This is a genomic window from Streptomyces sp. Edi2, assembly GCF_040253635.1.
In the GTDB taxonomy this organism is placed as follows: Bacteria; Actinomycetota; Actinomycetes; order Streptomycetales; family Streptomycetaceae; genus Streptomyces.
Genome location: NZ_JBEJGX010000003.1, coordinates 7,661,325 through 7,685,622, shown reverse-complemented (window position 1 = coordinate 7,685,622; position 24,298 = coordinate 7,661,325). Strand labels below are relative to the sequence as shown.

The window sequence follows — 24,298 nt, the reverse complement described above, 5'->3', positions numbered from 1 at the left end:
ATGCAGTTCGGCCGCACCTATGAAGAGTTCACCGTCGGCGATGTGTACAAGCACTGGCCCGGAAAGACCGTCACCGAGTACGACGACCACCTCTTCTGTCTGCTCACGATGAACCATCACCCGCTGCACATGGACAGCAACTACGCGGAGCAGACCACCGACTTCGGCAAGAACGTCGTCGTCGGCAACTACATCTACTCGCTGCTGCTGGGCATGTCGGTGCCCGACGTCTCCGGGAAGGCCATCGCCAACCTGGAGATCGAGTCGCTGAAGCATGTCGCGCCGACCTTCCACGGCGACACGCTCTACGGCGAGACGACCGTGCTGGACAAGACGCCCTCGCGCTCCAAGACGGACCGCGGCATCGTGTACGTCGAGACCAAGGGCTACAAGCAGGACGGCACCCTGGTCTGCGTCTTCCGGCGCAAGGTCATGGTCCCCACGGCCACCTACATCAAGGAGCGCGGCGGCGAGCAGCCCGGCCGCCCGGAGCTGCAGGCCCCGCCGGCCAAGAAGGAGAAGTAGCCATGACCCGTCTCGCGCAGACCGAGGGCCTGACCGACATCCAGCGGGAAATCCTCTCCACCGTCCGCGACTTCGTGGACAAGGAGATCATTCCGGTCGCCACCGAACTGGAGCACCGCGACGAGTACCCGTCGCAGATCGTCGAGGGCCTGAAGGAACTCGGCGTGTTCGGCCTGATGATTCCCGAGGAGTACGGCGGACTGGGCGAGTCCCTGCTCACCTACGCGCTGACCGTGGAGGAGATCGCCCGCGGCTGGATGAGCGTCTCGGGCATCATCAACACCCACTTCATCGTGGCGTACATGCTCAAGCAGCACGGCACGCAGGAGCAGAAGGACTACTTCCTGCCGAAGATGGCGGCCGGTGAAATCCGCGGCGCCTTCTCGATGTCGGAGCCGGCGCTGGGCTCGGACGTCTCGGCGATTTCGTCCAAGGGCGTCCGCGACGGCGACGAATACGTCCTCAACGGGCAGAAGATGTGGCTCACCAACGGTGGTACGTCCACGCTCGTCGCGGTGCTGTGCCGTACGGACGAGGGCCACCCGGAGGGCACCGCCCCGCACAAGTCGATGACGACCTTCCTCGTGGAGAAGGAGGCCGGCTTCGGCGAGGTGCGCCCCGGCCTGACCATTCCGGGCAAGATCGACAAGATGGGCTACAAGGGCGTCGACACCACCGAGCTGATCATGGACGGGCTGCGGATCCCGGCCGATCGGGTGCTCGGCGGCGAGACCGGACGTGGCTTCTATCACATGATGGACGGCGTCGAGGTCGGCCGGGTCAATGTGGCCGCCCGCGGCTGCGGCGTCGCCCAGCGCGCCTTCGAACTGGGTGTTTCGTACGCCCAGCAGCGGCACACCTTCGGCAAGCCGATCGCGCAGCACCAGGCCATCCAGTTCAAACTGGCCGAAATGGCGACAAAGGTCGAAGCGGCGCATGCGATGATGGTTAATGCCGCTCGCAAAAAGGACTCGGGCCAGCGAAACGACCTCGAGGCGGGCATGGCGAAGTACCTGGCCTCCGAGTACTGCAAGGAGGTAGTGGAAGACGCTTTCCGCATCCACGGCGGCTACGGCTTCTCCAAGGAGTACGAGATCGAGCGGCTCTACCGCGAGGCCCCGATGCTCCTGATCGGCGAAGGAACCGCCGAGATCCAGAAAATGATCATCGGGCGACGGCTACTGGAGGAGTACCGGATCCAGGGGTGAACATCCCGTTTGGGCTGCTCTGTCCTAGACGAAGATCACACCCCGTCATCGTTCTTCGGCCACGGATTGGCTCTGGCTCTTGGCCAGTTGCCGCTCGTAACCGATAGCATCCCCGGAAAGCCGCCGTCCCCCGTATCCAAACGCGGCATCCTCCGCTACGAAGGTCATCCATGCCCCACAGCCAATCCTCTGCACAACGCGGTAGCGTCCGCCTCGCGCGCGGAGCGTCGCCGTGGCTCCTGCCGACCGTTGCCACGGCAGCGGTCAGCCTCGCCCGGTCCCGCCGGTCGGGTCGCTGGGCCGCCGTTGCCGTGCCCACCACCGCACTGGCGGCGGGCATGCTGTGGTTTTTCCGCGACCCCGAGCGGGAGATCGCTCAGGGCCGGGTCATCTCTCCGGCTGACGGCGTGGTGCAGAGCATCATGCCGTGGAAGGACGGGCGCACCCGCGTCGCGATCTTCATGAGCCCGCTGAACGTCCACGTCAACCGTGCGCCGCTGGCCGGCACGGTGACGTCCGTGGAGCACATCCCCGGCGGGTTCGTCCCGGCGTTCAACAAGGAGAGCGAGAACAACGAGCGGGTCGTCTGGCACTTCGACACCGAGCTCGGCGACATCGAGATGGTGCAGATCGCCGGCGCGGTGGCCCGCCGCATCGTCCCTTACGTGCCCCAGGGCACCAAGGTCGAGCAGGGTGAGCGGATCGGGCTGATCCGCTTCGGGTCGCGCGTCGACGTCTACCTCCCGGAGGGCGTCGAGGTGGCGGTCGAGGTCGGCCAGGCGACCACCGCGGGGGTGACTCGTCTTGACCGTGATTGATCCCGAGACACAGGCGGGCTGGGTGCCCGAGGCCGACGAGGACGAGGACGACATGCCGCTGTCCACGCGGCTGTCGATAGCGGACACCCTCACCCTCGGCAACGCCATCTGCGGCTTCATGGCCGTGTACTTCACCACCACCGGCGTGCTGATCCCGCACCTCACGGGGAACGAGGACGGCGGGATGGCCCGGCACAGCGCGGCGATGGCCGTGATCCTGATGCTGCTGGCGTCGGTCTTCGACCTCTTCGACGGGATGGTGGCGCGCAAGCTGCGGGCCTCGGCGATGGGGGCCGAGCTCGACAACCTCTCCGACCTGATCAGCTTCGGCCTGGCACCCGCGTACTTCGTCGTGACCTGGGGCATGGTCGCCCAGGACGCGAACCAGCGGGTGTCCGTGGTGGCGGCCGTCGTGGTGCTGCTGGCGGTGGTGCTCCGGCTTGCGCGGTTCTCCTGCGTGCCGATGCGCGACGGAATTTTCCAGGGCATGCCCGGCCCGTTCGGCGCCCTGACCGTCGTCGCGATCGTGCTGCTGGAGCTGCCGTTCGTGCCGACGCTGCTGGCGATCGTCGGGGTGGCCTGGCTGATGGTGAGCCGGGTCGAGTACCCCAAGCCGCGGGGGCGGCTCGCGGTGGCGATGCTCAGCTGGATCGTGCTCAGCATGGGCATGCTCACGGCCTGGGCGCTGGACGCCCCCGGCGGCCAGCTGCTGCTGCAGACCGGCTGCGCCCTGCAGGTGGTCATGGGCGCGATGATCCCGCTGTTCGCGACGGCCCGGAGGGTGAACACCTTCCGCGACAACCGGCGCGAGTCGCGGGCCGAGTCCCGCGCCGCGCAGCTCCCCTAGCACCACCCGGACGCACCAGCCGGACGCAAAACCGGACAACGCCGCGGGCCCCGAGCGAGTTCTTCGCCGGGGCCCGCGGCGTTGTGGTGGGTGCGGCCCGCGGCGGGCCGCACCGCGCCTCAGACCAGGAAGTCCCGCGCCAGCTGCTCCGCCGCCCGCTCCAGCAGCGGGCCCGCCTCGGCCATACAGCGGGCCGGGTCGGGCTCCAGATCCGTCAGGGCGTAGGCCCGCCGGATGCCGGCCGCGCCGAGCGCTTCCTGCGGCAGCTGGAGCCGGCCGCAGACCGCGACCACGTCCAGGCCGGCCGCACGGGCCGCGGCGGCGACCCCGGCCGGCGCCTTGCCGTGCAGCGTCTGGGCGTCGAGCGAGCCCTCACCGGTGATCACGAAGGTGGCCTTGGCCAGCGCCGGGGCGAAGCCCAGGACGTCGAGCATCACGTCGATGCCGGGCCGGAACGCCGCGTCCAGGCCGACCAGCGCGCCGTAGCCGACCCCTCCCGCGGCGCCCGCGCCGGGTGCCAGGGCGGCTTCCGCGGCCTTCGGTCCTACCGCACGCCCCAGCACCTCGGCGAAATGCGCCAGGGCGGCGTCCAGCGTGGCCATGTCCTCCTCGCTCGCGCCCTTCTGCGGGCCGTAGACCGCCGGGGCGCCCTTGGGGCCCGTGAGCGGATTGTCGACGTCGCTGGCCAGCACGATCGCGGTCTTCGCCAGCCGGGGGTCCAGCCCCGACAGATCGGCCGTGGCCAGGCCGCGCAGCGGGCCGCCGCCGGGGGCGACCGGCTCGCCGTCCGCGTCCAGGAACCGGGCGCCCAGCGCCGCGAGCATGCCGGCGCCGCCGTCAGTCGTGGCGCTGCCGCCGACGCCGAAGACGATCGAGGTCGCGCCCGCGTCGAGGGCCGCGCGCAGCAGTTCGCCGGTGCCGTACGTGGTCGCGGTCAGGGGCGCGAAGACGCCCGCCGGGAGGTGCTGGAGCCCGGAGGCCTCCGCCATCTCCACCACCGCGGTGCCTCCCCCGGCTGCCGCTGAGGGTGCCCCCGCGCGCAGCGCGAAGGTGGCCGTGACCGGCGCGCCGGTCGGGCCGGTGACCCGTGCCTCGTGGCGGGTGAAGCCGGCCGCCAGCGCCGCCGCGACCGTGCCGTCGCCGCCGTCCGCGACCGGCACGGCCGCCACGTCCAGACCGGGAACCACCCGGCGCAGACCGGCAGTGACATGCTCGGCGACCTCGACGGCCGTGAGCGAGCCCTTGAATTTGTCCGCGGCGATCAGCACCTGCGCCGAGGAAGTCCTTGCTGCGTCCGCCACCGTGTTTCCCCTTGCTTTCGTACGGGCAGTCGCGCCGCTGTGACCTTATCCGGCGAGGGGTGGGGCGACCAGGGCACTTCGGTCCGCGGTGCTGCCGAGCGCCCCCGGGGTGCGCCGCGAAGATCGGCGGGACCGCCCCAGGACCCGGGCCCGTTCCGTCTAGGCTCGCGCCGTGACCACCATGGACTACGCCACCTACCTCGCCGGCCTGCCCCGCGTGCTCGCGGGCGCGGGCGTCATCTTCCGCGACGCGGAGGGCCGTCTCCTGCTCGTGGAGCCCAATTACCGCGACACCTGGATCCTGCCGGGCGGCACCGTCGAGTCGGACCGTGGCGAGTCGCCGCGGCAGGCCGCCCGCCGTGAGACGGCCGAGGAGATCGGCCTGGACATCAAGCCGGGCCCGCTGCTCGCCGTCGACTGGGTACGCGGCACGGACCGGCCGCCGCTGGTGTTCTACCTCTACGACGGCGGAGTGCTGGACGCCGCGCAGCTGTCCGCGATCCGTGTCCAGGAGGACGAGCTGCTGTCCTGGCGCATGGTGCACTGGGACGAGGCCCAGACCCTGGTCAACCGCGGGACGGCCCTGCGCCTCGGCGCCGCCCTGAAGGCCCTCGCGGACGGCGGCGGACCGGCGGAACTGGAGGACGGCGTACTGCCGGCCGGGGCTGAGGGTACGCCGTAAATAATGCGGGCAGCGGCCGTGACGCCTCGTCTAGCGTGGCGGGATGGATGAGATTGCCGCGAAGGTCGCGCAGGTGCCGGGAGTTGTCGGGGTGATGCTCGGGGGAAGCCGGGCACGGGGCACCCACCGGCCGGACTCCGACTGGGATCTGGGCGTCTACTACCGGGGCGAGCCGGATCTGGCGGCGCTGGAGTCGCTGGCCGCCGAGGTGGCCGGTGGGCCCGTCGAGGTGTACGGGCCGGGGGCCTGGGGCGCGTGGGTCAACGGCGGGGCCTGGCTCGTGCTGCCCGACGGGAGGCAGGTGGACTGGATCCTGCGGGATGTCGACCGGGTGCGGCAGGTGTGGGAGGAGTGCCGCAAGGGCCGCTTCGAGATCGGGGTCCAGGCCGGTCACCCCCTCGGCTTCTGGTCCCCCGCCTACCCGGGCGAGGTGGCGCTGGGCCGGGTGCTCGCCGATGCCGACGGGGAACTGGACCGCCTCCGGCAGGAGACCCGGACCTATCCCGAGGCCCTGCGCACGGCCCTGACCCGGGACGGGGTCTGGGACGCGGGGTTCTCGGTGACGATGGCGGGCAAGTCGGCCGCGGCCGAGGACGTGCTGCATGCGGCCCTGTGTCTGTCCCGGGCCATCGGCTACCTCGTCCAGGCGCTGCACGCCCATCACCGCCTCTGGTGTCTCAACGAGAAGGGCGCGCTGGCGGCGGCCTCGGCGATGCCGGAGACACCGCACGGCTTCGCTGCCCGGGCCACTTCCCTGCTCGGCGGCATCGGGCACGGGGGAAGGGAGTTGAAGCGCTCGTTGGAGACCGCGGCGGAGCTGGTGGACGAGGTGCGGGGCGTGGTCGGCGTGGCTGACTCGGCGTAGTCGACGTGGCTGACGGGCCGACGTGGGCGGGGGCTGATGCCGGAGGCGGCCCGGCGCGGCTCGGCAGGGCACGCCCCGGCACCGCCCGACCCGCTACCGCGCTGCCGCAGCAGCGGGCATCGGCGCGTAAGGCAACCGGAGGCCGTTGCGCCTCCTCTTCGAGGGCGGCACCCGGCCCGGAGTGGCGTGGACCGGGCAGATCTTCTCGCGCCGGCTGCTCGCCGGCCCCGACCCCTGGGAGCAGCATGACCCTCGCAGTGATGCTCTGCATGTTCGTCCTGGTCGTCTCCTGCGTTGCGTACGTCGTGGCACGACGCTGGTGGAAAGCAGGCGGGGCGCTGGCGGTATCGGCCGGTGTGCTGGTGGCTCAGGTCGGCGGCCTGTGCGTGGTCGCCGACCTGAGCCTGGCCAATATGGGCTGACCCGGCCCCGCGAACTCCGGATCGGGCAAAGGACGCTCCCGGTCGGTCCGGAGTTCGCGGGGGCACTTCCGGCGGCCTATTCGCCAACGGCTCCGTCCGCCAATTCCCGTGCGACGTCGAGGTGCCCCACGTGTCGTGCGTACTCCTGCAGCAGATGGAAGAGGATCCAGATCAGGGTTGGCCGGTCTTCCTCGGCCGGAACGTGTCCGCCGAGGGTGGCAGCCTGGTCCTCCAGGCGTGCCGCAGCGACAATGGCGCGGGACCGGGCGCACTGCTCCTGGAAGAACTCCTTGACGTCCTCGAAGGATTCGCCGGAGTCCACGTGCCACGGACCGGGTCTCTCCTGAAATTCACCCCAGGGATTTTCGACATCCTCACCGATGAACCCCCATTGCAGCCAGCGTAGTTCCACACAGGCCAGGTGCTTGAGCAAGCCCAGCGGTGCCCAGCCGGAGGGGAGTCGGCTGTTTCTCAGCTCTGCGTCGGACATTCCCTGCACCTTGCGCAGCACGGCGTCCCGGTAGAAGTCGAGGTAGCCGGTCAGGAGCTCGTACGGGCTGGTGAGCGTCACCGGAGGTTCTTCCGCGTGTTCGATTTTGTGCACCATGACGAGGACCTTAAGGCACCGTTTTAGTCTGAGCGCCATGAACTCAGACCTCGTCCTGCTCGAAAGTGACGGCCCGCTCCGCACCCTCCGCCTCAACGCGCCCGAACGCCGCAACGCCCTCGACCTCGACCTGCTCGGCGACCTCGCAACCGCCATCGCCACGGTCAAAGCGGACGCCGACGCCCGTGCCCTGATCGTCGCCGGTGCCGGCCCGGCCTTCTGCGCGGGAGCGAACCTGGAGAGCATGTTCGGCGACGTCACCAGGCCGGTGCACGAGCTCCGCGCACACCTGAAATCGGTCTACGCCTCGTTCCTCGGCCTTCGTGAACTCACGATCCCCACAGTCGCCGCCGTCCAGGGCGCGGCCGTGGGCGCCGGGCTCAATATCGCCCTTGCCTGCGACATCGTCATCGCCGGTCCGCGCGCCGCTTTCGGGCCGACGTTTGCCGAAATCGGCCTGCATCCCGGGGGTGGTTGTTCCTTCCTGCTGACCGAACGCATGGGTCCCGCCCACGCCACCGCGGCGCTGCTCTCGGGCGACATCATCAAGGCCGAGGACGCCGTACGGCTGGGCCTGGCCAATCTGCTGGCCGAGGATCCCGAGGCCAGGGCCACGGAGTTGGCCGCGCGGTACGCGAAGCGCAGCAAGGCCCTCAACGCCGACATCAAGCGGTCGGTGCGGATCGCTGCCACGTCCGACTTCCCCACGTCGCTCGACTTCGAGTCGTGGGCGCAGGCGTCGTCCGTGGGCAGCGAGGAATTCGGCCGCTACATGGAGGACTTCCTCAAGCGCTAGCCGGCCACGATCTTCCGTGACAGTCCGTCGGCGGGGCTGCCGGTGCCGTTCGCCTGGCTGCACCTGAACTCGCACTCCGCACCCGTACCCGCACCCGTACCCGCACCGGTGCCGGTGCCGGTGCCGGTGCCTCGCGGCCGTGCCGGTGCCGGTGCGTGCCGCCCGGTGTGGCCGACGTGGTCCCGGCGGGCCGGGCGGCGGGACCACGAACGGCAAGGGCATCTACCTACGCGTTTGCCTACACCCTATAGGCAGATGCATAATTGCTTTAGCTACTTGAAGGGGAGGCCATGGCGCGCGCAGGACTGACCACGGAACGCCTGGTCCAGGCGGGGGCGGAACTGGCGGATGCGGTCGGCTTTGAGCAGGTGACCGTTTCGGCGCTGGCGAGGCAGTTCGACGTCAAGGCCGCGAGTCTGTATTCGCACCTGAAGAGTTCCCAGGACCTCAAGACCAGGATCGCCCTGCTCGCACTGGAGGAACTGGCCGACCGGGTCGCCGCCGCCCTGGCCGGACGAGCCGGCAAGGACGCCCTGGCCGCCTTCGCCGACGTCTACCGCGACTACGCCCGGGAGCACCCCGGCCGCTACACCGCGGCGCGTCTCCGGCTCGATCCGGAGACGGCGGCGGCGAGCGCGGGGCCCAGACATGCGCAGATGACACGGGCCATCCTGCGCGGCTACGACCTGACGGAGCCGGACCAGACGCACGCCGTCCGGCTCCTGGGCAGCGTCTTCCACGGCTACATCAGCCTGGAGACGGCCGGCGGCTTCAGCCACAGCGCTCCCGACTCGCAGGAGACCTGGTCGTGGATCCTGGACCGCCTCGACGCCCTCCTGCGGAACTGGCCCGTGCCCTGAGGCCCGCTGTCACCGCGTCAACCTGTCACCGCATCAGCGCGTGGGCCCGGCATCCCGCAAGCCGCGTCAGCCCGCAAGCCCCTGTCAGCCTGTCTGCCCGTCTGCCCGTCTGTCCCTCTGCCCGTCTGCCCGCAAGGCCGTCAGCGCATCTGAGCGCACGCTTCGGCATCTTGATCACAAGGCTGGACCGATGAACACCGAACACCACTGGATCACCACGCCCCTCACCGCGGTCCTCCTGCGCGGAGCTCTCGACCTGGAGCACACCGCACACGGGGTGCTGCCGCACCGGCTGCCCGCCCGGGCCCGCGCGCAGTACATGGACGGGCAGCTCGCCATGGCGGAATCCCAGCCCTCCGGCGTACGGCTGGTCTTCCGGACCCGGGCCACCGCCATCGAGCTGGACGCGCTGCCCACCAAGCGGGTCTACGTGGGTGCCCCGCCCCGCCCGGACGGCGTGTACGACCTGCTGGTCGACGGCCGCCTGGCCGGCCGGGCCGCCGTGGGCGGCGGCAACACCCTGACCATCGACATGGCCGCCGGCACCGCCGAGCAGCAGCCAGGACCGGTCGGCACGCTCCGCTTCTCCGGCCTGCCCGACGGCGTCAAGGACATAGAGATCTGGCTGCCGCACAACGAGACCACCGAACTCGTCGCCCTGCGCACCGACGCCCCCGTCGAGCCTGCGCCGGACCGGGGCCGCAAAGTGTGGCTGCACCACGGCAGTTCGATCAGTCACGGCTCCGACGCCGCGACCCCGACCAGTACGTGGCCCGCCCTCGCCGCCACCCTCGCCGGCGTGGAACTGATCAATCTGGGCATGGGCGGCAGCGCCCTGCTCGATCCGTTCACCGCCCGCGCCCTGCGGGACACCCCCGCCGACCTCATCAGCGTCAAGATCGGCATCAATGTGGTGAACGCCGATCTGATGCGCCTGCGGGCCTTCGTCCCTGCCGTCCACGGCTTCCTCGACACCATCCGCGAAGGCCACCCCGCCATCCCGCTGCTGGTCGTCTCACCCCTCCTGTGCCCCATCCACGAGGACACCCCCGGCCCCAGCGCCCCCGACTTCAGCGCCCTCAGCGCCGGGCAACTGCGGTTCCGGGCCACCGGCGACCCCGCGGAGCGCGCCCACGGCAAACTGACCCTGGGCGTCATCCGGGACGAGCTTTCCCGGATCGTGCAGCAGCGCGCGGCCGAGGACCCGAACCTGTACTACCTCGACGGCCGTGACCTCTACGGCGAGGCCGACTCCGCCGAACTGCCGCTGCCCGACCAGCTCCACCCGGATGCCGCCACCCACCGCCGCATCGGTGAACGCTTCACCCAGCTGGCCTTCCGGGCCGACGGCCCCTTCGCCGGCCACAGCCTCACGCAACACAGCCTCACGGACCGCGACTTCACCGATCACAGCCTCACGGATCGCGACTTCACCGGCCGCGGCGCATGACACCGGGGCCGCTCGCCACCCATGAGCGACGAACGGTCCCCCGGTGCTCCGTCATCCGCACGCCTCCGCCGGGAACAGGCCGTCCGCCGTCCGCTCGAAGGCGAGCAGGCGGCGCTTGCGGTCGAGGCCGCCCCCGTAGCCGGTGAGACTGCCGTTGGCGCCGACGACGCGATGGCAGGGGACGATGATGCCGACCGGGTTGCGCCCATTGGCCAGACCGACCGCGCGGGCCGCCGTCGGGACGCCGAGCCGTTCGGCGAGCTGCCCGTACGAAAGGGTCTCGCCATACGGGATGGTGGCCAGCGCCGCCCAGACCCGGCGCTGGAAGGGCGTGCCGCGCAGGGCGAGCGGCAGGTCGAAGGTGGTCAACTCACCGCGGAAATAGGCCCGGAGCTGGGCGATGGCCACGGCGAACGGCGGGTCGTCGGGGTCCGCAGGAGCGCCGAAGGTCTCCTGGGGCGGGCGGTGGCGCTGGTCCGTCATGTACAGACCGGTGAGGGCTTCACCGGCGGCGACCAGGGTGAGCGGCCCCACGGGGGTGCCGTCCAGGACGGTGTGGGTGCGGGGCGCGTCGGGCGCGGGTGGGTGAACCGTCATGACTGCGGCCTCAGTTCGTCGGAAGGTGGTTGATGGGGTGGTCGTCGGTCGCCCAGAGGTACTGGACGGCGTAGGCGCGCCAGGGGCGCCAGCGCGCGGAGTGCCGGGTCAGGGCGGCCGGGCTGTGCGGCAGGCCGAGCCCGGCGGCCGCACGGCGCAGCCCGAGGTCGGTCGGTGTGAAGGCGTCCGGGTCGCCGAGCGCGCGCATGGCGATGCATTCGACGGTCCAGGGGCCGATCCCCGGCAGCGCCGCGAGCCGGTCGCGGGCCTCGTCGCGGTCGCTGCCGACGCCCAGTTGGAGCGCGCCGGAGCCGAGGGCGGCGATGACGCCGGTCAGGGTGGCGCGGCGGGTGCGGGGCATCGCCAGCGCGTCCGGGTCCAGCTCGGCGAGCGCGGCGGACGTCGGGAAGAGGTGGCTGAGGCCGCCGTCCGGGTCGTCGACACGTTCGCCGTGCGCACGGACCAGCCGTCCGGCGTGGGTGCGGGCCGCCGCGGTGGACACCTGCTGGCCGAGGACGGCGCGGACCGCGAATTCCTCGGCGTCGACCGTCCGCGGGACCCTTCGTCCCGGCGCCTTGCCGACGAGCGGCGCCAGCAGCGGGTCCTCGCGGAGCAGCCCGTCGACGGCCTCCGGGTCCGCGTCGAGGTCGAGCATCCGGCGGCAGCGGGCGATGGCACCCGCCAGATCGCGCAGATCGGTGAGCGACAGACGGCAGTCGATGTGGTCGGGGCGGGGTGCGAGGGCGACGATGCCGTGCCCGTAGGGGAGGTTCAGGGTCCGGCGGTAGGCGCCGTTCCGCCACTCCTCGACGCCGGGGACCGCGGTGGCGGCGAGGTGCCCGAAGAGGTTGTCGGGGTTCAGCGGCTGCCGGAAGGGCAGCCGCAGCGCGAGCGCGCCGGGCACCGCCGCACGGGGCCCCGGCCTGGCGCGCTGCCGCAGCTCCGTCGGGGACAGCGCGAAGACCTCCCGTACCGTCTCGTTGAAGGTGCGGATGCTGGCGAAACCGGCGGCGAAGGCGATGTCGGTCATCGGCAGTGCCGTGGTCTCCACCAGGAGACGGGCCGTCTGCGCACGCTGGGCACGGGCCAGGGCGAGCGGCCCGGCGCCCAGCTCCGCCAGCAGTTGGCGCTCCGTCTGCCGGGTGCTGTAGCCGAGCCGGGCCGCGAGCCCGGGAACCCCCTCACGGTCGACAATGCCGTCGGCGATCAGCCGCATGGCGCGGGCGACGAGGTCGGCGCGGGCGTTCCACTCGGGAGAGCCCGGGCTGGCGTCCGGGCGGCACCGCTTACAGGCCCGGAAACCGGCCTGCTGGGCGGCGGCCGCGCTCGGGTAGAAGCGCATGTTCTCCGGCTTGGGCGGCACCACGGGGCAGCTGGGGCGGCAGTAGATACGGGTCGTGAGGACGGCGGTGTAGAACCAGCCGTCGAAGCGGGCATCCTTGGACTGCACGGCGCGCAGACAACGCTCGGTGTCGGTGTGCATGACCTCAGGATTGCTCAGTCGGGACCATCCGGCTGGCGAGAATCCGACATCAACGTGGGGCTACCTGGGGCTGCGCAGGTCACCTGGCCGCCAGGGATCACGCAGGTCAGCCGGACGGCCACGGATCACGCAGGCCGCCGACCCGCCCGCCAGGAACGGCGCAGGCCGCCCGTCACCCAGGGCCGGGCGGACCGCGCTCAGCCGGCAGCACGCCCCCGTGCCGCCCGCCCCATCCGCGCGGCCAGCTGACGTACCCGCCGCCAGTTCATCGCCGGTGCACTGTGCGGCACCCCGGGGCGGTGGCGGGGCACCCGTACGCGCAGGGCGCCGGGTGCGATCCGGCAACGGACCGGTGTGGGCAGGGTCAGGGCCTCGCCGTCGACGCCCGCCTGGACGGCGGACGCATCGGCGTCGATGACCACTTCCGGGGCGGTGAACGAGGTCAGCCCGGGACCGCGGCGTCCGCGCAGCATCCAGGCGGCCTGCGCCGCGTTGTCGACGTGCACGCCCAGCACGCCCAGGAGGCCGGAGTCCAGCCGCTCCCGGCGGCCCAGCCCGGCCGGGTCCCCCATGCGGTAGGGATTGTTGCTCACCAGTACGGCCTGCGGCCCGTCGAGGGCCGTGGTGCCGGCGCGGACGGCCAGCCGCGGGCCGCTGTGCCGGGTCAGCAGGTCGGGCAGCAGGTCGAGGATCGTACGGGCCTTGTCGTCGCGGTACGCCGGGCTCTGCACCACCGCGGCGTAGGCACCGAAGGAGGCGTTGTTGACGAAGACGCGGTCGCCGACATAGCCGAGGTCGACCCGCAGCTCGACGCCGTCGGTCAGGGCCTCCAGGCAGGTCGAGGGGTCCTCGCGGTCGAGGCCGAGGTCCAGGGCGAAGTGATTGCGGGTCCCCGCGGAGATCACCAGGAACGGGATACCGTGCTTCGCCGCCACACCCGCGACCAGCGCCTGGGTACCGTCACCGCCGGCCACGCCGAGCAGGTCCGCGCCCTCGTCGACGGCGCGGCGGGCCAGGGCGGCCACGTCCTGCGGGTGCGCGGGATCCAGCACCACGACCTCGGCGCCCAGTTCCTCGGCCTTGTGCACCAGCTGGAACTTCCCGACCTTCCCGCCGCCCGAGCGCGGATTCATGATCAGGAAGGGGCGGGCGGGGCGGGCGGCCTGCGACTCCCACGGGGCCGCCGGGCCGGTCTCCCCCACCAGCGCGGCCCGGCCCGCGGAGACGGCCAGCGCCCACAGCCCGAGCGAGACCAGCACCACCCAGAGCAGCCCGGCCGCGACATAGAGCACGAGGACGGCGAGCGGCGCCGCCACGACCAGGACGAGAGCCAGCGCCCGCACCACACCCCGGTGCGCGAGCACCCACCACACGCCGGCCGCGGTGACGGCCAGACCGGCCGCGCCCGCGCCCACCAGGACGACGCTCCGCAGCCCGGCGAACAGCAGCAGGACCAGCACCGCCACCGTCCCCGCCGCCAGTGACAGGCGGGCGGGCCAGCGTCCGTCCATGGCCTCCCACCTCCCTTCGCGCCTGTGCCGCCGGTCGGCCCGTACGGTCCGCGGTCAGCCGCCCTGCGCGGCGAACGCCGCATACGCGCGGTCGTCGAAGAGGACGAAGCGCACCTCTTCGACGGCGGTGTCCGCGCCCCGCACCGTCTCGACGGCGATACGGGCGGCATCGTCCACGGGCCAGCGGTAGACGCCGGTGGAGATGGCCGGAAGGGCGACGGTCCGCGCGCCCAGCTCGTCGGCCACCCGCAGCGCCTCGCGATAGCAGGAGGCGAGCAGTTCGCTTCGGTCCTCGCTCTCGGAGTGGACGGGGCCGACGGTGTGAATGACCCAGCGGGCGGGCAGCCGGCCGGCGGTGGTGGCGACCGCCTGACCGGTGGGCAGGCCACGGCCGTAGTGGGAGGCGCGCAGCGCACGGCAATCGGCCAGGATCTCCGGGCCGCCGCGCCGGTGGATCGCGCCGTCGACTCCCCCGCCGCCGAGCAGCGAGGAGTTGGCGGCGTTGACCACGGCGTCCACGGCCTGTTCGGTGATGTCGCCCTGGACGAAGGTGAGGGAAGTGCTCATGGTGTCCGAGCGTAGAGAGAGCCCGGACGAGCGGCCACCTGGATTCGGGTTCAGCGGTGGTGCGCGCGCAGGCGGCGCCAGACGGCCTTGGCGGCGTAGTGGCCGGACATGCCGTGGACTCCGGGGCCGGGCGGGGTGGCCTGGGAGCAGAGGAAGACGGCGGGGTGGGCGGTTTCGTAGGGGACGCGGGCGAGCTTGGGGCGGATCAGCAGCCGCAGGCCGGCCGCCGAGCCGGTGGCGGTGTCGCCGCCGACGTAATTGGCGTTGCGGGCGGCGAGTTGGGGCGGCCCGGCGACCGCGCGGGCCAGGACGAGGTCGCGGAAGCCGGGGGCGAAGCGCTCGATCTGCCGCTCGACGACCTCGGTGGCGTCGCCTTCCCAGCCGTTCGGGACATGGCCGTACGCCCAGAAGGTGTGCTTGCCCTCGGGGGCGCGGGTGGGGTCGACGATGCTGGGCTGAGCGGTGATCAGGAAGGGGACGGAGGGCGCCCGGCCCTCGGTGGCGGCGTTCAGCGCCGCGGAGATCTCGCCGCTGGTGGGGCCGATGTGGACGGTGCCGGCGCGGTGGGCCTCCTCGGCCGTCCACGGCACCGGGCCCGAGAGGGCGTAGTCGACCTTGAAGACGCTGGGGCCGTACTTCACGTCGCGGTAGGCGTTGCCCAGGCCCGCGATCCGGGCGAGGGCGGTCGGTGAGGTGTCGAAGACATAGGCACGGGCCGGCGGCAGGTCGTCGAGGCGCTTGACCTCGAAGTCGGTGTGCACCACGCCGCCGTGGGCGCGCAGCAGACCGGCGAGCGCGTCGGAGATGGCCTGGGAGCCGCCGCGTGCCACCGGCCAGCCCTTGGCGTGTGCGGCGAGCGCGAACATCAGGGCCATGCCGGAGGTCCCGAAGCCGCCGAGCGGGGCGTTGGCGTGCGCCGCGAGCCCGGCCATCAGGGCGCGGGCCTTCTCGTCCTGGAAGCGGCGGCTCAGGAGAGTGACCGGCTGCGCGGCGACCAGGCCGAAGCGGGCGTAGGTCAGCGGGTCCTGCGGCAGGCCCAGCCACTGCGTACGCAGGAAGTCATGGGCCATCGCCTCCCACTTGCCGGTGAAGGGCTCGACGAGCCTGCGGTAGGTGCCGGCGTCGCGCGGTCCGAAGGACATGGCGGTCTCGCCGACGGAGTGGCCGAGCACGGCGGCCGTGCCGTCCGGGAAGGGGTGCGCCATGGGGAGGTCGGCGTGCAGCCATTCGAGGCCGTGGCGGTCGAGCGGCATGGTGCGGAAAGCGGGCGAGCCGGCGCCGGTGGGGTGCACCGCCGAGCAGGGGTCGTGGCGGAAGCCGGGGAGGGTCAGCTCCTCGGTGCGGGCGCCGCCGCCGATGGTGTCGCGGGCTTCGAAGACCTCCACGGACATACCGCGGCGGGCGAGTTCGACCGCCGCCGTCAGGCCGTTGGGCCCCGCCCCGATCACCACGGCATCGAGCATCCTCGGCACCTGCGCCACTCCCCTCAAGTCCGACCCTCGTCGGTGAGGGTCAGTTGGCGGCTGCCAGCAGTCCGAGGATACGCCGCGCCGTTGCGGTGTCCCGCGCCGCGGTGAAGGGCAGCGCATTGCCGCCCTCGATACGGAACGGCTGCCCGGCGACCGTGCCGCTCGCGCCGCCCGCCTCATGGACCAGCAGCAGCCCGGCCGCGTGATCCCAGGCATTTTCCCAGCTGAAGGCCGTGGCGTCGATCTCGCCACGGGCAACGTGCAGATACTCCAGGCCCGCCGAGCCACAGGGGCGCGGGGCGATGCCGCCGGTCTCCAGGGTGGCGAGCACCCGCTTCTCCTCGTCGGTGGTGAAGTCGAAGTGGGACGTGGCGACGTCGAGGACCGTGCCGGACGCCGGGCTGCCGGCCTGGATCGGTATGCCGTTCAGCCGGGCGCCGGCGCCGCGGCGGGCGACGGCCATCAGGCCGAGCGCGGGGGCGTACGTCCAGGAGGCCAGCACCTCGCCCCGGTGGGCGAGCGCGACGAGCGTGGCGAAACCGGGGTCGCCGTGGACGAACTGGCGGGTGCCGTCGACCGGGTCGACGATCCAGACGGGGGCGTCGCCGTGCAGCGCGTCGAGCACACTCGGGTCGGCGTGCACCGCCTCCTCGCCGACCACCAGGGAGCCGGGCAGCAGGGCCGTGAGGGAGGCGGTGAGGTGCTCCTCGGCGAGCCGGTCGGCGACCGTGACGAGGTCGTGCGGGCCGTTCTTCTCGACGATGTCCTCGGCGGCGAGCTGCCGGAAGCGGGGCATGATCTCGTCGGCCGCGGCACGGCGGACGGCGGCCTCGACGGCGGCCAGGTCCAGCGCCGACAGGTCGAGCGACGGCTCCGGGCGGTCGGTGGCCGGGGCCGCGGCGGGCGGGGTGGTGGCAGTCGGGGTAATCGCGGTCTCTCCCGAATGATGGGTACGAATTGCTTCGATCATGTGTCCATCGAACCACGAGCCACTGACACGACGGCTGGACTCCAGGTGAACTCCGGATGCCACGGCGGGCACGGCCGGGGGCCGGGCCGCTCGGGGAGGGCAGGGGGCCGGACCGCCGGGAGGCCGGGACGCCCGAAGGCCGGACCGCCGGGAAGCCGGACCGCCGGGAGACCGGACCGCCAGGTGCCCCAGCCCCTCAGCGCCCGACCGCGTACCACTGCATCCCCCGCGGATTCGCCGCCGCGGACAGCACCCCGGTCTCCGGGTCCCGCGCCACCGCGCACAGCCGCCCCTCGGACCAGGCCTCACCCACCGTGACGAGGTGCCCACGCCGGCGCAGCCCGTCGATCACCTGCGCCTCGCGGCCCGCCGACGCGGCCTGTGCCTCCGCGAGCAGCCGGCGCCACATGGCCGCCGACGGCCGGTTCCTGAGCAGCCCGCCAGGAGCCACGGAGCGGCCGCCCGGGAGGTAGATCTCCGCGGAGGAGATCCACTCCGTCTCGAAGAGCGCCCGGACCGTCTCGACGGTCTCACCGATCCGCTCCACGGCAGGATGGCCGTGCTCGGCGTAGCCGATGGCGTATCGCAGCACCTCGGCCAGGGACTTGCTGCCGTGGTCGCACAGCAGCAGCATCCAGGCGTCGAACGCGCCGGGGACCGCGGCGGCCAGCGGCCCGGTACCGGGCACCAGGCCGAGGCCCGGCGAGGTGTAGTGCGCCACGCTCGCACCGGCCGGCGCCGGGCCCTGTCCGCACAGCACCTGCACGGGCCCGCCTGCGGGCGCCAGGATGATCGGCACCTCGCCGGCCGGACCGTTCAGATGCGGCCCGACCACATGCAGCACGAACCCGGCGGCCACCGCCGCGTCACAGGCGTTGCCGCCGTCCTCCAGGACGGCCATCGCGGACTGGGACGCCAGCCAGTGCATGCTGGAGGCCATGCCGAAAGGTCGTGGGCTCACCTTTTCCGAAGGGCGCTCGAAGCCCAACTCACGGGTGAAGCGTCCATAACGGTACGCGGGCGGACCCAGGTTCGTCCGTGCCCGCCGAACTGGCGGCGGCCTACGGTCGCCAGTAGAAACCGACAGGAGGGGATTCCAAGGGGCGATAGCCGTGGAGGCGGCGTCACGCCCTGGAACATGTCGGATGAGGAGGGGTCGGCGGCCGCTTCTACCAATGAGCAATGGCCGGTGGCGTACACAGTCAGCAATCGGCTGGACGCCTCTCTCGTTCAGCCAGGTGCTGCTGCCGATTGGGGGGCTACTGCGGAAGGTCTTCGAGCCGTGTTGCGACCTCCATGGACTGCCGCAAGTCGGACTCGAACCGCTGGGGGGACGCCTCGGCGAGCGTGCGGCGGATGCGGATGGCTTCCTGGATCGCGGCCAGAGCCTCGCTCCGCCGCCCCACCTCACCCAACCGATTGGACAGGTTGTTGAGGGACATGGCGAGGTTGGGCAGGTAGGCGTCCGGATTCGCCTCGGCGAGCGTGCGGTAGTGGCCGGCGGCTTCCTGGGCCGCGGGCAGGGCTTCCTCCCGCCGCTCCGTCTTCGCCAATCGGACGGAGAGATTGTTGAGGGACATGGCGAGGTTGGGCAGGTAGGCGTCCGGATTTGCCTGGGAGAGCGTGCGGCGGATGCGGATGGCTTCCTGGATCGCGGCCAGAGCCTCGCTCCGCCGCCCCACCCCACCCAGCAGGTTGGAGAGGTTGTTGAGGGAAGTGGCGAGGTCGGGCAGGTAGGCGTCCGGGGTCGCCTGCGCCAGCGTGCGGTAGTGGCCGGCGGCTTCCTGGATCGCGGCCAGAGCCTCGCTCCGCCGCCCCACCCCACCCAACCGATTGGACAGATTGTTGAGGGACATGGCGAGGTCGGGCAGGTAGGCGTCCGGATTTACCTCGGCGAGCGTGCGGTGGATGCGGATGGCTTCCTGGGCGGCGGGCAGGGCTTCCTCCCGCCGCCCCACCTCACCCAGCAGGTGGGAGAGGTTGTTGAGGGACATGGCGAAGTTGGGCAGGTGGGCCGGGTTCGCCTGAGCCAGCACGTGGTAGTGGCCGGCGGCTTCCTGGGCCGCGGCCAGGGCTTCCTCCCGCCGCCCCACCTCACCCAACCGCAGGGAAAGATTGCCCAGGGACATGGCGAGGTCGGGATGGTGGTCGTCCGGGTCCGCCTCGGCGAGCGTGCGGCGGATGTGGATGGCTTCCTGGATCGCGCCCAGGGCTTCCTCCCGCCGCCCCACCTCACCCAGCAGGTTGGAGAGGTTGTTGAGGGAAGTGGCGAGGTCGGGCAGGTAGGCGTCCGGGGTCGCCTGCGCCAGCGTGCGGTAGTGGCCGGCGGCTTCCTGGATCGCGGCCAGGGCTTCCTCTCGCCGCCCCACCTCAACCAATCGGACGGAGAGGTCGTTGAGGACCATAGCGAGGGTGGGCAGGTAGGCGCCCGGGTCCGCCTGCGCGAGCGCCCGATGGTGGCCGGTGATGGTTCGGGCGAGGCGGACGGCGGTGCCGGCGAGGCGTCGGCTGGAGCGGGGGAACCGAGCGAGGAGTCCGTCGAGGTCGTCGGGGGTGGTGGTGGGGACGGTGGTGAGGGTGTCGAGGGCGGCGATGAGAGGGGCGGGGTGGCCGCTTTGGACTGCTGTGGTGATGATCTGGTCGGTGAGCCGCGAGTGGTGGCGTAGGCACAGGTTGGTCAGGTGGGTGTCGAGGCGGTGGCCGAATACCCGGTGGGCGGCGACGCGGCTGTAGACCGTCAGCAGTTGTTCCTTCTGGGCGTCGTCGGCGCCGTCCAGAAGTTGGTCCGCGAGGTCGGGGTCGGTGTCCAGGGCGCGTCCGATGTGACGTTCGGCGAGGCGGTCGGGCTGTAGCGCGCCCCACGGCCGGTTCGGGGTGGTGGCCGGGTAGAGGTCGCCGATCCAGGCGGTAACCGCGTTGCGGCGGTCACGGGTCTGGTCGGCCAGGGACGGCAGGCGGCGCCAGGTGTGGTCGGCCTGGCGGCGGTCGGCGGCGCCGGTCAGGTGGGCGGCGGCCAGCGCCTCTTCCAGCGTGCCCGGGGACAGCTGGGGTGTGAGGCCGCGGGCGGTAGCGCTGCGGTGCCAGTAGCGGTGTTCGTGGCCCAGCAGCCGGTCCTCCACCTCCCATGTCTCCTGACCCGCCGCACCATCCGAGCCTGGGCCGGCCGATACGGCCGTGGTGGTGTCGAGGAGATCGGCCAGGGCGGTCATGTGGAGGGTCAGGGCGTTGCCGTATCCGTCCTGCTCCAGCCGTGGCAGGGGCAGCGTGGCTGCTGCCGCCTGCCAGTCGTGCATGGCCAGGCCGTGGACATCGGGCAGTGCGGCGGCCAGGGCGCGGGCGGCGTCCCGGTAGGACTCGGGCCGGTGAGCCGGGTCTGCTTCCAGCGGGGGCAGCAGGTGGGCGGGGGCGGTGTCGAGGTAGTCCTGGGCAAGGCTGGTGGCGGTCTTTGCCCGAGTCCACCAGTCGCCGTCGGTGCGGGCCAGCAGCAGGATTTTCAGTGCGGTGGTGCTCGGGTGATCCGCGGCGGCCTCGGTGAGCGCGGTGAGCTGCGCGGTACGGTTCTCGGCGTAGTCGAGCACGATCAGGAGGGGCTTGGAGGCGTGCCGCACTTCTCGTAGTTCGGCGGCGGTGGCGTCGGCCCTCGGCCACAGGACGGCCCACCGGTCGGCCGCCAACAACCGGGCGAGGTGGTGGGCGAGACGGGTCTTGCCCTGGCCGCCGGCCCCGTGCAGCAGCCAGGCCCCAAACCCGCCCGATACGCACCACGCCCGCAGGCGTTCCAGCAGATCCTCGCGGCCGTGGAAGGGAACCGTCTGTCGCCCGGCCTGCAGCAGGGCCGCCGGTGACCTGAGGCCACCCGGCGGTGCGGTGCCCGCCGGGTCGGCCAGGTCCTGGAATTCCACGCCCTCCAGGCCGGCTGGGGCGGCGCCGTGTTCGGCCAGCGCGGCGCGGAACGCGGGGTCGTGGTGCAGGACGTACGCGGGCACGACGTTCAGCTGCCCGTGGGCGGAGTGCGCACGGTCGGAGGCCACCACGCCGGCCAGCAAACGATCGCAGAACATCGCGGCCCCCGACAGGCCGCCCCACGGCGAGGTACCGGGAAGCGACCACTGCGGAGGGTGCTGGAGCAGGTCCATCACATACTGGTTCCCGGCGAATCCGCTGCCCGGATTCACCCACCCCTCCAACTGGGTGGCCTCCACCACCGGACCGGCCGCCGGATCGTCCCCCGAGCGCTGGGCCACATCTGGTACACCCCAGGTCTCACATCCCGTGCCGGGGCGGTCCGTCACCATGCGTCCCCAGCGCACCGCGCCCACCGGCGCCCGCCAGCGCGTGTCGTCATCCACGAGGACCAGTGCGGCGTCATCACGCCCGCCCGGCGTCCCGCACCACACCACCACCCCGCCCAGCGCGCTGTCCCCGCCGGGGCGGAACACCTCCACCCGCTCACCGCTGGGGGCCGCAACGTGAGCGGAGGTCAGTACCAGCCGCCCGCCCACCGCATACCCCGAACCCGGGTACCCCGACCGGGACAACCCCACCAGACGCGCCCGCTCCACCCGACCCCCAAGCCCTGCCGACAATCACCGGCCCCGACCGAGGACGCCGCTACCCGGCGGCGCCCCTTCCCGCTCAGTCCGCGATACGCCCCGACGTGTCCCCAGGACCCGCCTGCCGTCCGGGCGCACCGCCCACCAGCAGGTCACCGCCGTGCACATTCCTGGGCGTCAGCGTGAACGCCACCCGGTGCGTACGGCCACGTGACATCCCGGCCTCGGTCTCCGCACCCACAGCCCACAGCCTGAACCCGGCCTTCGCCTTCGCGTCCGCCCGTAACTCGACCTCGAACTCCATATTCACCGGCCCCACCGCGAACACCACATCCGGATGCACCCCGCCCACCGCCGCCGCCGCGATCAACTCGTCCCGCATCGCCGCCACCGCCTCCACCAGCGGAATATCCACCACACCCACCCCGATCCGACACGCCGTCACGTCCCCACGTGAACCGTAGGACCAGCACCCCAGGCCCCGCAGCCGAACCCGCCAAACCCGCACCGAAGGTGCCTTGGAGGGTCGGGCGGGTGGTGAACACGGGGGCTCCTCTGGTCCGTGCGGGACGTGCGGCCTGGGGCGTCGGCCCGGCTGCCGGAGCCCTCCCGGGGGTTGCTGCCCCGGATGCGGGCAGCCCATCCGTCCAGGGCGCCCCGTACGGAGGCGGCGGCAGGCCCTCGTGTCCGCACCGACCGCGGACCGCGGACCCCGTACCGCTCGGCCACGGCTCCCGCCCATCACGGCTCCCCCGGCCGAAACCTCTTCGCCCCGCCCCGCCCCGCTGCGTACCCTCGGCCTCATGACCGGCGCCGATATGTCCCCCGACCAGCCGACCAACCGCCCGCTCGTCGCGATCCTCACCGGGGCGGGTATCTCCACCGACTCCGGGATCCCCGACTACCGCGGGCCGAACGGGCTGTGGCGGCGGGACCCGGCGGCGGAGAAGCTCGTCACGTACGACACGTACATGGCCGACCCGGAGATCCGGCGTCGGTCGTGGCGGATGCGTCAGGAGAGCCCGGCGTTCCGGGCCGAGCCGAATGCCGCGCACGAGGCGGTGACCCGGCTGGAACGGTCCGGGACGCCGGTACGCGTGATCACTCAGAACGTGGACGGGCTGCATCAGCGCGCCGGGATGCCCGAGCGCAAGGTGCTCGAACTGCACGGCACCGTGCGGACCGTGACCTGCACCCGCTGTCATGCCCGGTCGCCGATGCAGGAAGCCCTGGCCCGGGTGGCCGCGGGCGAGCCCGATCCGCCGTGTCTGGTGTGCGGTGGGATCCTGAAGTCGGCCACAGTGATGTTCGGGGAACGGCTGGACCCGCAGGTGCTCGGTACGGCGCTGGGCGTGGCGAAGGCGGCGGAGATCTTCTTCGCGGTCGGATCGACGCTCCAGGTGCAGCCCGCGGCCTCGCTCGCCGGGGTGGCCGCGGAGCACGGCGCGCGTCTGGTCATCGTCAACGCCGAGCCGACCCCGTACGACGAACTCGCCGCCGAGGTGATCCGCGAACCGATCGGCAGCGCACTGCCGAGGCTCCTCGCGGGGCTGGAGGAGAGCGCCTGAGGCGCGGTCATCCGGCCCTGGCACCACTCTCCCCCCAAGTTCAGTAGCGTGAACAAGGCCGCAGAACGCGGCCGCTGACGAGGCGTCTGCCCGGCCCGGAGGTAGCACAGTGCACGGTGAGTACAAGGTCCCCGGGGGCAAGCTCGTGGTCGTGGACCTCTGCGTCGAGGAGGGGCGGCTCAAGAACGTGCGGGTTGCGGGTGACTTCTTCCTCGAACCTGACGAGGCCATCCTGCAGATCGACGACGCGCTGGAGGGCGCCCCGGCCGACACGGACACCGCCGGCCTCACCGCCCGGATCAACGCCGGGCTGCCCCCGTCAGCCGTGCTGTTCGGCTTCACCGGCGAGAGCGTGGCCATCGCGGTACGCCGTGCCCTGGCCCAGGCCACGGACTGGCGCGACTACGACTGGCAGCTCATCCACGAAGCGCCCCAGCCACCGGCCCTGCACATGGCGCTCGACGAGGTCATCACGGCCGAGGTGGCTGCCGGGCGGCGCCCGCCCACTCTCCGGGTCTGGGAGTGGGACGCGCCCGCCGTCATCATCGGCAGCTTCCAGTCCCTGCGCAACGAAGTCGACCCCGACGGCATCGCCCGCCACGGCGTCACGGTCGTCCGCCGGATCTCCGGTGGCGGCGCGATGTTCGCGGAGCCGCAGAGCACCATCACCTACTCCCTCGCCGTCCCCGAGGCGCTGGTGTCCGGCCTGTCCTTCGCCGACAGTTACGCCTATCTCGACGACTGGGTCCTCACCGCACTCGGCGACATGGGCATCAAGGCGTGGTACCAGCCGCTCAACGACATCGCCACCGAGGTCGGCAAGGTCGCGGGCGCCGCGCAGAAGCGCGTGGTCGGGCCGGGCGGCGGGCCCGGTGCGGTGCTGCACCACGTGACCATGTCCTACGACATCGACGCCGACAAGATGCTCGATGTGCTGCGCATCGGTAAGGAGAAGCTGTCCGACAAGGGCACCAGGAGCGCCAGGAAACGCGTCGACCCGCTGCGCCGGCAGACCGGTCTGCCCCGCGAAGCCGTCATCGAGAGGATGATCGACTCCTTCCGTTCCCGCTACGGCCTCACCCACGGGGAGGTCACCGACGAGGAGATGGCCCGCGCCCGGGAGCTCGTCCGGACCAAGTTCGAGGACGCCGCGTGGACCACACGCATCCCCTGACCGGGCCGTCGCACGACCACGGTCA

At 72.1% G+C, this 24,298-nt stretch carries 22 protein-coding genes and 1 pseudogene; 12 read left to right on the top strand and 11 right to left on the bottom strand.

Going from position 1 to position 24,298, the window contains the following annotated elements; translation table 11 throughout:
• The 4 genes from ABR737_RS37010 (at position 1) to pssA (ending at position 3,398) form a co-directional block, all read left to right on the top strand.
• Positions 1 to 525, top strand: a complete 525-nt coding sequence (locus ABR737_RS37010; protein ID WP_238576183.1) for a MaoC family dehydratase — start codon at positions 1 to 3, stop codon at positions 523 to 525.
• A 2-nt stretch (positions 526 to 527) separates the two neighbouring features.
• A complete protein-coding gene (locus ABR737_RS37005; RefSeq protein ID WP_350255537.1) occupies positions 528 to 1,733 on the top strand; it encodes an acyl-CoA dehydrogenase family protein in 1,206 nt (401 codons plus the stop codon).
• Between the two features lie 170 nt (positions 1,734 to 1,903).
• Positions 1,904 to 2,551, top strand: a complete 648-nt coding sequence (locus ABR737_RS37000; protein WP_093491318.1) for a phosphatidylserine decarboxylase — start codon at positions 1,904 to 1,906, stop codon at positions 2,549 to 2,551.
• Complete coding sequence (gene pssA, locus ABR737_RS36995) at positions 2,538 to 3,398, top strand: CDP-diacylglycerol--serine O-phosphatidyltransferase (RefSeq protein ID WP_350255536.1); 861 nt, start codon at positions 2,538 to 2,540, stop codon at positions 3,396 to 3,398. Before ABR737_RS37000 ends, pssA begins: the two co-directional genes overlap by 14 nt.
• Before the next feature lie 119 nt (positions 3,399 to 3,517).
• Here pssA and ABR737_RS36990 read toward each other — a convergent pair whose 3' ends face one another.
• Positions 3,518 to 4,666 carry a glycerate kinase gene (locus ABR737_RS36990; RefSeq protein WP_350257064.1) on the bottom strand — a complete coding sequence of 383 codons (1,149 nt, stop codon included), beginning with the start codon at positions 4,664 to 4,666 and terminating at the stop codon, positions 3,518 to 3,520.
• A 205-nt stretch (positions 4,667 to 4,871) separates the two neighbouring features.
• Here ABR737_RS36990 and ABR737_RS36985 point away from each other — a divergent pair, with 205 nt between their 5' ends.
• The 3 genes from ABR737_RS36985 to ABR737_RS36975 all read left to right on the top strand — a co-directional run bounded on the left by ABR737_RS36985 (position 4,872) and on the right by ABR737_RS36975 (position 6,668).
• Complete coding sequence (locus tag ABR737_RS36985; RefSeq protein WP_350255535.1) at positions 4,872 to 5,381, top strand: NUDIX domain-containing protein; 510 nt, start codon at positions 4,872 to 4,874, stop codon at positions 5,379 to 5,381.
• A gap of 43 nt (positions 5,382 to 5,424) precedes the next feature.
• Positions 5,425 to 6,246 (top strand): nucleotidyltransferase domain-containing protein, encoded by an 822-nt coding sequence (locus ABR737_RS36980; RefSeq protein ID WP_350255534.1) that lies wholly within the window; start codon positions 5,425 to 5,427, stop codon positions 6,244 to 6,246.
• Between the two features lie 245 nt (positions 6,247 to 6,491).
• Complete coding sequence (locus ABR737_RS36975; RefSeq protein WP_350255533.1) at positions 6,492 to 6,668, top strand: hypothetical protein; 177 nt, start codon at positions 6,492 to 6,494, stop codon at positions 6,666 to 6,668.
• Positions 6,669 to 6,744: 76 nt separating this feature from the next.
• Here the strand turns inward: ABR737_RS36975 and ABR737_RS36970 are convergent, their stop codons facing one another.
• Positions 6,745 to 7,275 carry a DinB family protein gene (locus ABR737_RS36970; protein ID WP_350255532.1) on the bottom strand — a complete coding sequence of 177 codons (531 nt, stop codon included), beginning with the start codon at positions 7,273 to 7,275 and terminating at the stop codon, positions 6,745 to 6,747.
• 37 nt (positions 7,276 to 7,312) lie between these two features.
• Between ABR737_RS36970 and ABR737_RS36965 the strand changes: the two genes are divergently transcribed.
• The 3 genes from ABR737_RS36965 (at position 7,313) to ABR737_RS36955 (ending at position 10,381) form a co-directional block, all read left to right on the top strand.
• On the top strand, positions 7,313 to 8,071 hold the full coding sequence (locus tag ABR737_RS36965; RefSeq protein WP_350255531.1) for an enoyl-CoA hydratase: 759 nt from the start codon (positions 7,313 to 7,315) through the stop codon (positions 8,069 to 8,071).
• Between the two features lie 290 nt (positions 8,072 to 8,361).
• Entirely contained in the window at positions 8,362 to 8,931 is a 570-nt protein-coding gene (locus ABR737_RS36960; RefSeq protein WP_350255530.1) for a TetR/AcrR family transcriptional regulator, read from the top strand.
• A 190-nt stretch (positions 8,932 to 9,121) separates the two neighbouring features.
• A complete protein-coding gene (locus ABR737_RS36955) occupies positions 9,122 to 10,381 on the top strand; it encodes a GDSL-type esterase/lipase family protein (protein ID WP_350255529.1) in 1,260 nt (419 codons plus the stop codon).
• A 51-nt stretch (positions 10,382 to 10,432) separates the two neighbouring features.
• On the opposite strand, the gene ABR737_RS36950 is transcribed toward ABR737_RS36955, so the two are convergent.
• The 9 genes and pseudogenes from ABR737_RS36950 to ABR737_RS36910 form a co-directional block, all read right to left on the bottom strand.
• Positions 10,433 to 10,978: a methylated-DNA--[protein]-cysteine S-methyltransferase gene (locus ABR737_RS36950; protein ID WP_350255528.1), complete on the bottom strand. Its 546-nt coding sequence runs from the start codon at positions 10,976 to 10,978 to the stop codon at positions 10,433 to 10,435.
• Positions 10,979 to 10,988: 10 nt separating this feature from the next.
• Positions 10,989 to 12,461, bottom strand: a complete 1,473-nt coding sequence (locus tag ABR737_RS36945; protein WP_350255527.1) for an AlkA N-terminal domain-containing protein — start codon at positions 12,459 to 12,461, stop codon at positions 10,989 to 10,991.
• Between the two features lie 197 nt (positions 12,462 to 12,658).
• Complete coding sequence (locus tag ABR737_RS36940; protein ID WP_350255526.1) at positions 12,659 to 13,972, bottom strand: diacylglycerol/lipid kinase family protein; 1,314 nt, start codon at positions 13,970 to 13,972, stop codon at positions 12,659 to 12,661.
• A gap of 54 nt (positions 13,973 to 14,026) precedes the next feature.
• Positions 14,027 to 14,539, bottom strand: coding sequence for an O-acetyl-ADP-ribose deacetylase (locus tag ABR737_RS36935; protein ID WP_350255525.1), 513 nt, complete (start codon positions 14,537 to 14,539; stop codon positions 14,027 to 14,029).
• A 50-nt stretch (positions 14,540 to 14,589) separates the two neighbouring features.
• A complete protein-coding gene (locus ABR737_RS36930) occupies positions 14,590 to 16,002 on the bottom strand; it encodes a phytoene desaturase family protein (protein ID WP_350255524.1) in 1,413 nt (470 codons plus the stop codon).
• 49 nt (positions 16,003 to 16,051) lie between these two features.
• A complete protein-coding gene (locus ABR737_RS36925; RefSeq protein ID WP_350255523.1) occupies positions 16,052 to 16,978 on the bottom strand; it encodes an inositol monophosphatase family protein in 927 nt (308 codons plus the stop codon).
• A 301-nt stretch (positions 16,979 to 17,279) separates the two neighbouring features.
• Positions 17,280 to 17,918: pseudogene (locus ABR737_RS36920) on the bottom strand (gamma-glutamyltransferase); the annotation flags it as partial.
• Between the two features lie 319 nt (positions 17,919 to 18,237).
• Entirely contained in the window at positions 18,238 to 21,540 is a 3,303-nt protein-coding gene (locus ABR737_RS36915) for a tetratricopeptide repeat protein (protein WP_350255522.1), read from the bottom strand.
• Between the two features lie 73 nt (positions 21,541 to 21,613).
• Positions 21,614 to 21,946, bottom strand: a complete 333-nt coding sequence (locus ABR737_RS36910; protein WP_350255521.1) for a trypco2 family protein — start codon at positions 21,944 to 21,946, stop codon at positions 21,614 to 21,616.
• A 388-nt stretch (positions 21,947 to 22,334) separates the two neighbouring features.
• Here ABR737_RS36910 and ABR737_RS36905 point away from each other — a divergent pair, with 388 nt between their 5' ends.
• Both ABR737_RS36905 and lplAB read left to right on the top strand, forming a co-directional pair.
• Complete coding sequence (locus ABR737_RS36905; protein WP_350255520.1) at positions 22,335 to 23,099, top strand: SIR2 family NAD-dependent protein deacylase; 765 nt, start codon at positions 22,335 to 22,337, stop codon at positions 23,097 to 23,099.
• A 109-nt stretch (positions 23,100 to 23,208) separates the two neighbouring features.
• A complete protein-coding gene (lplAB, locus tag ABR737_RS36900; protein ID WP_350255519.1) occupies positions 23,209 to 24,273 on the top strand; it encodes a lipoate-protein ligase LplAB in 1,065 nt (354 codons plus the stop codon).
• Positions 24,274 to 24,298 lie beyond the last annotated feature (25 nt).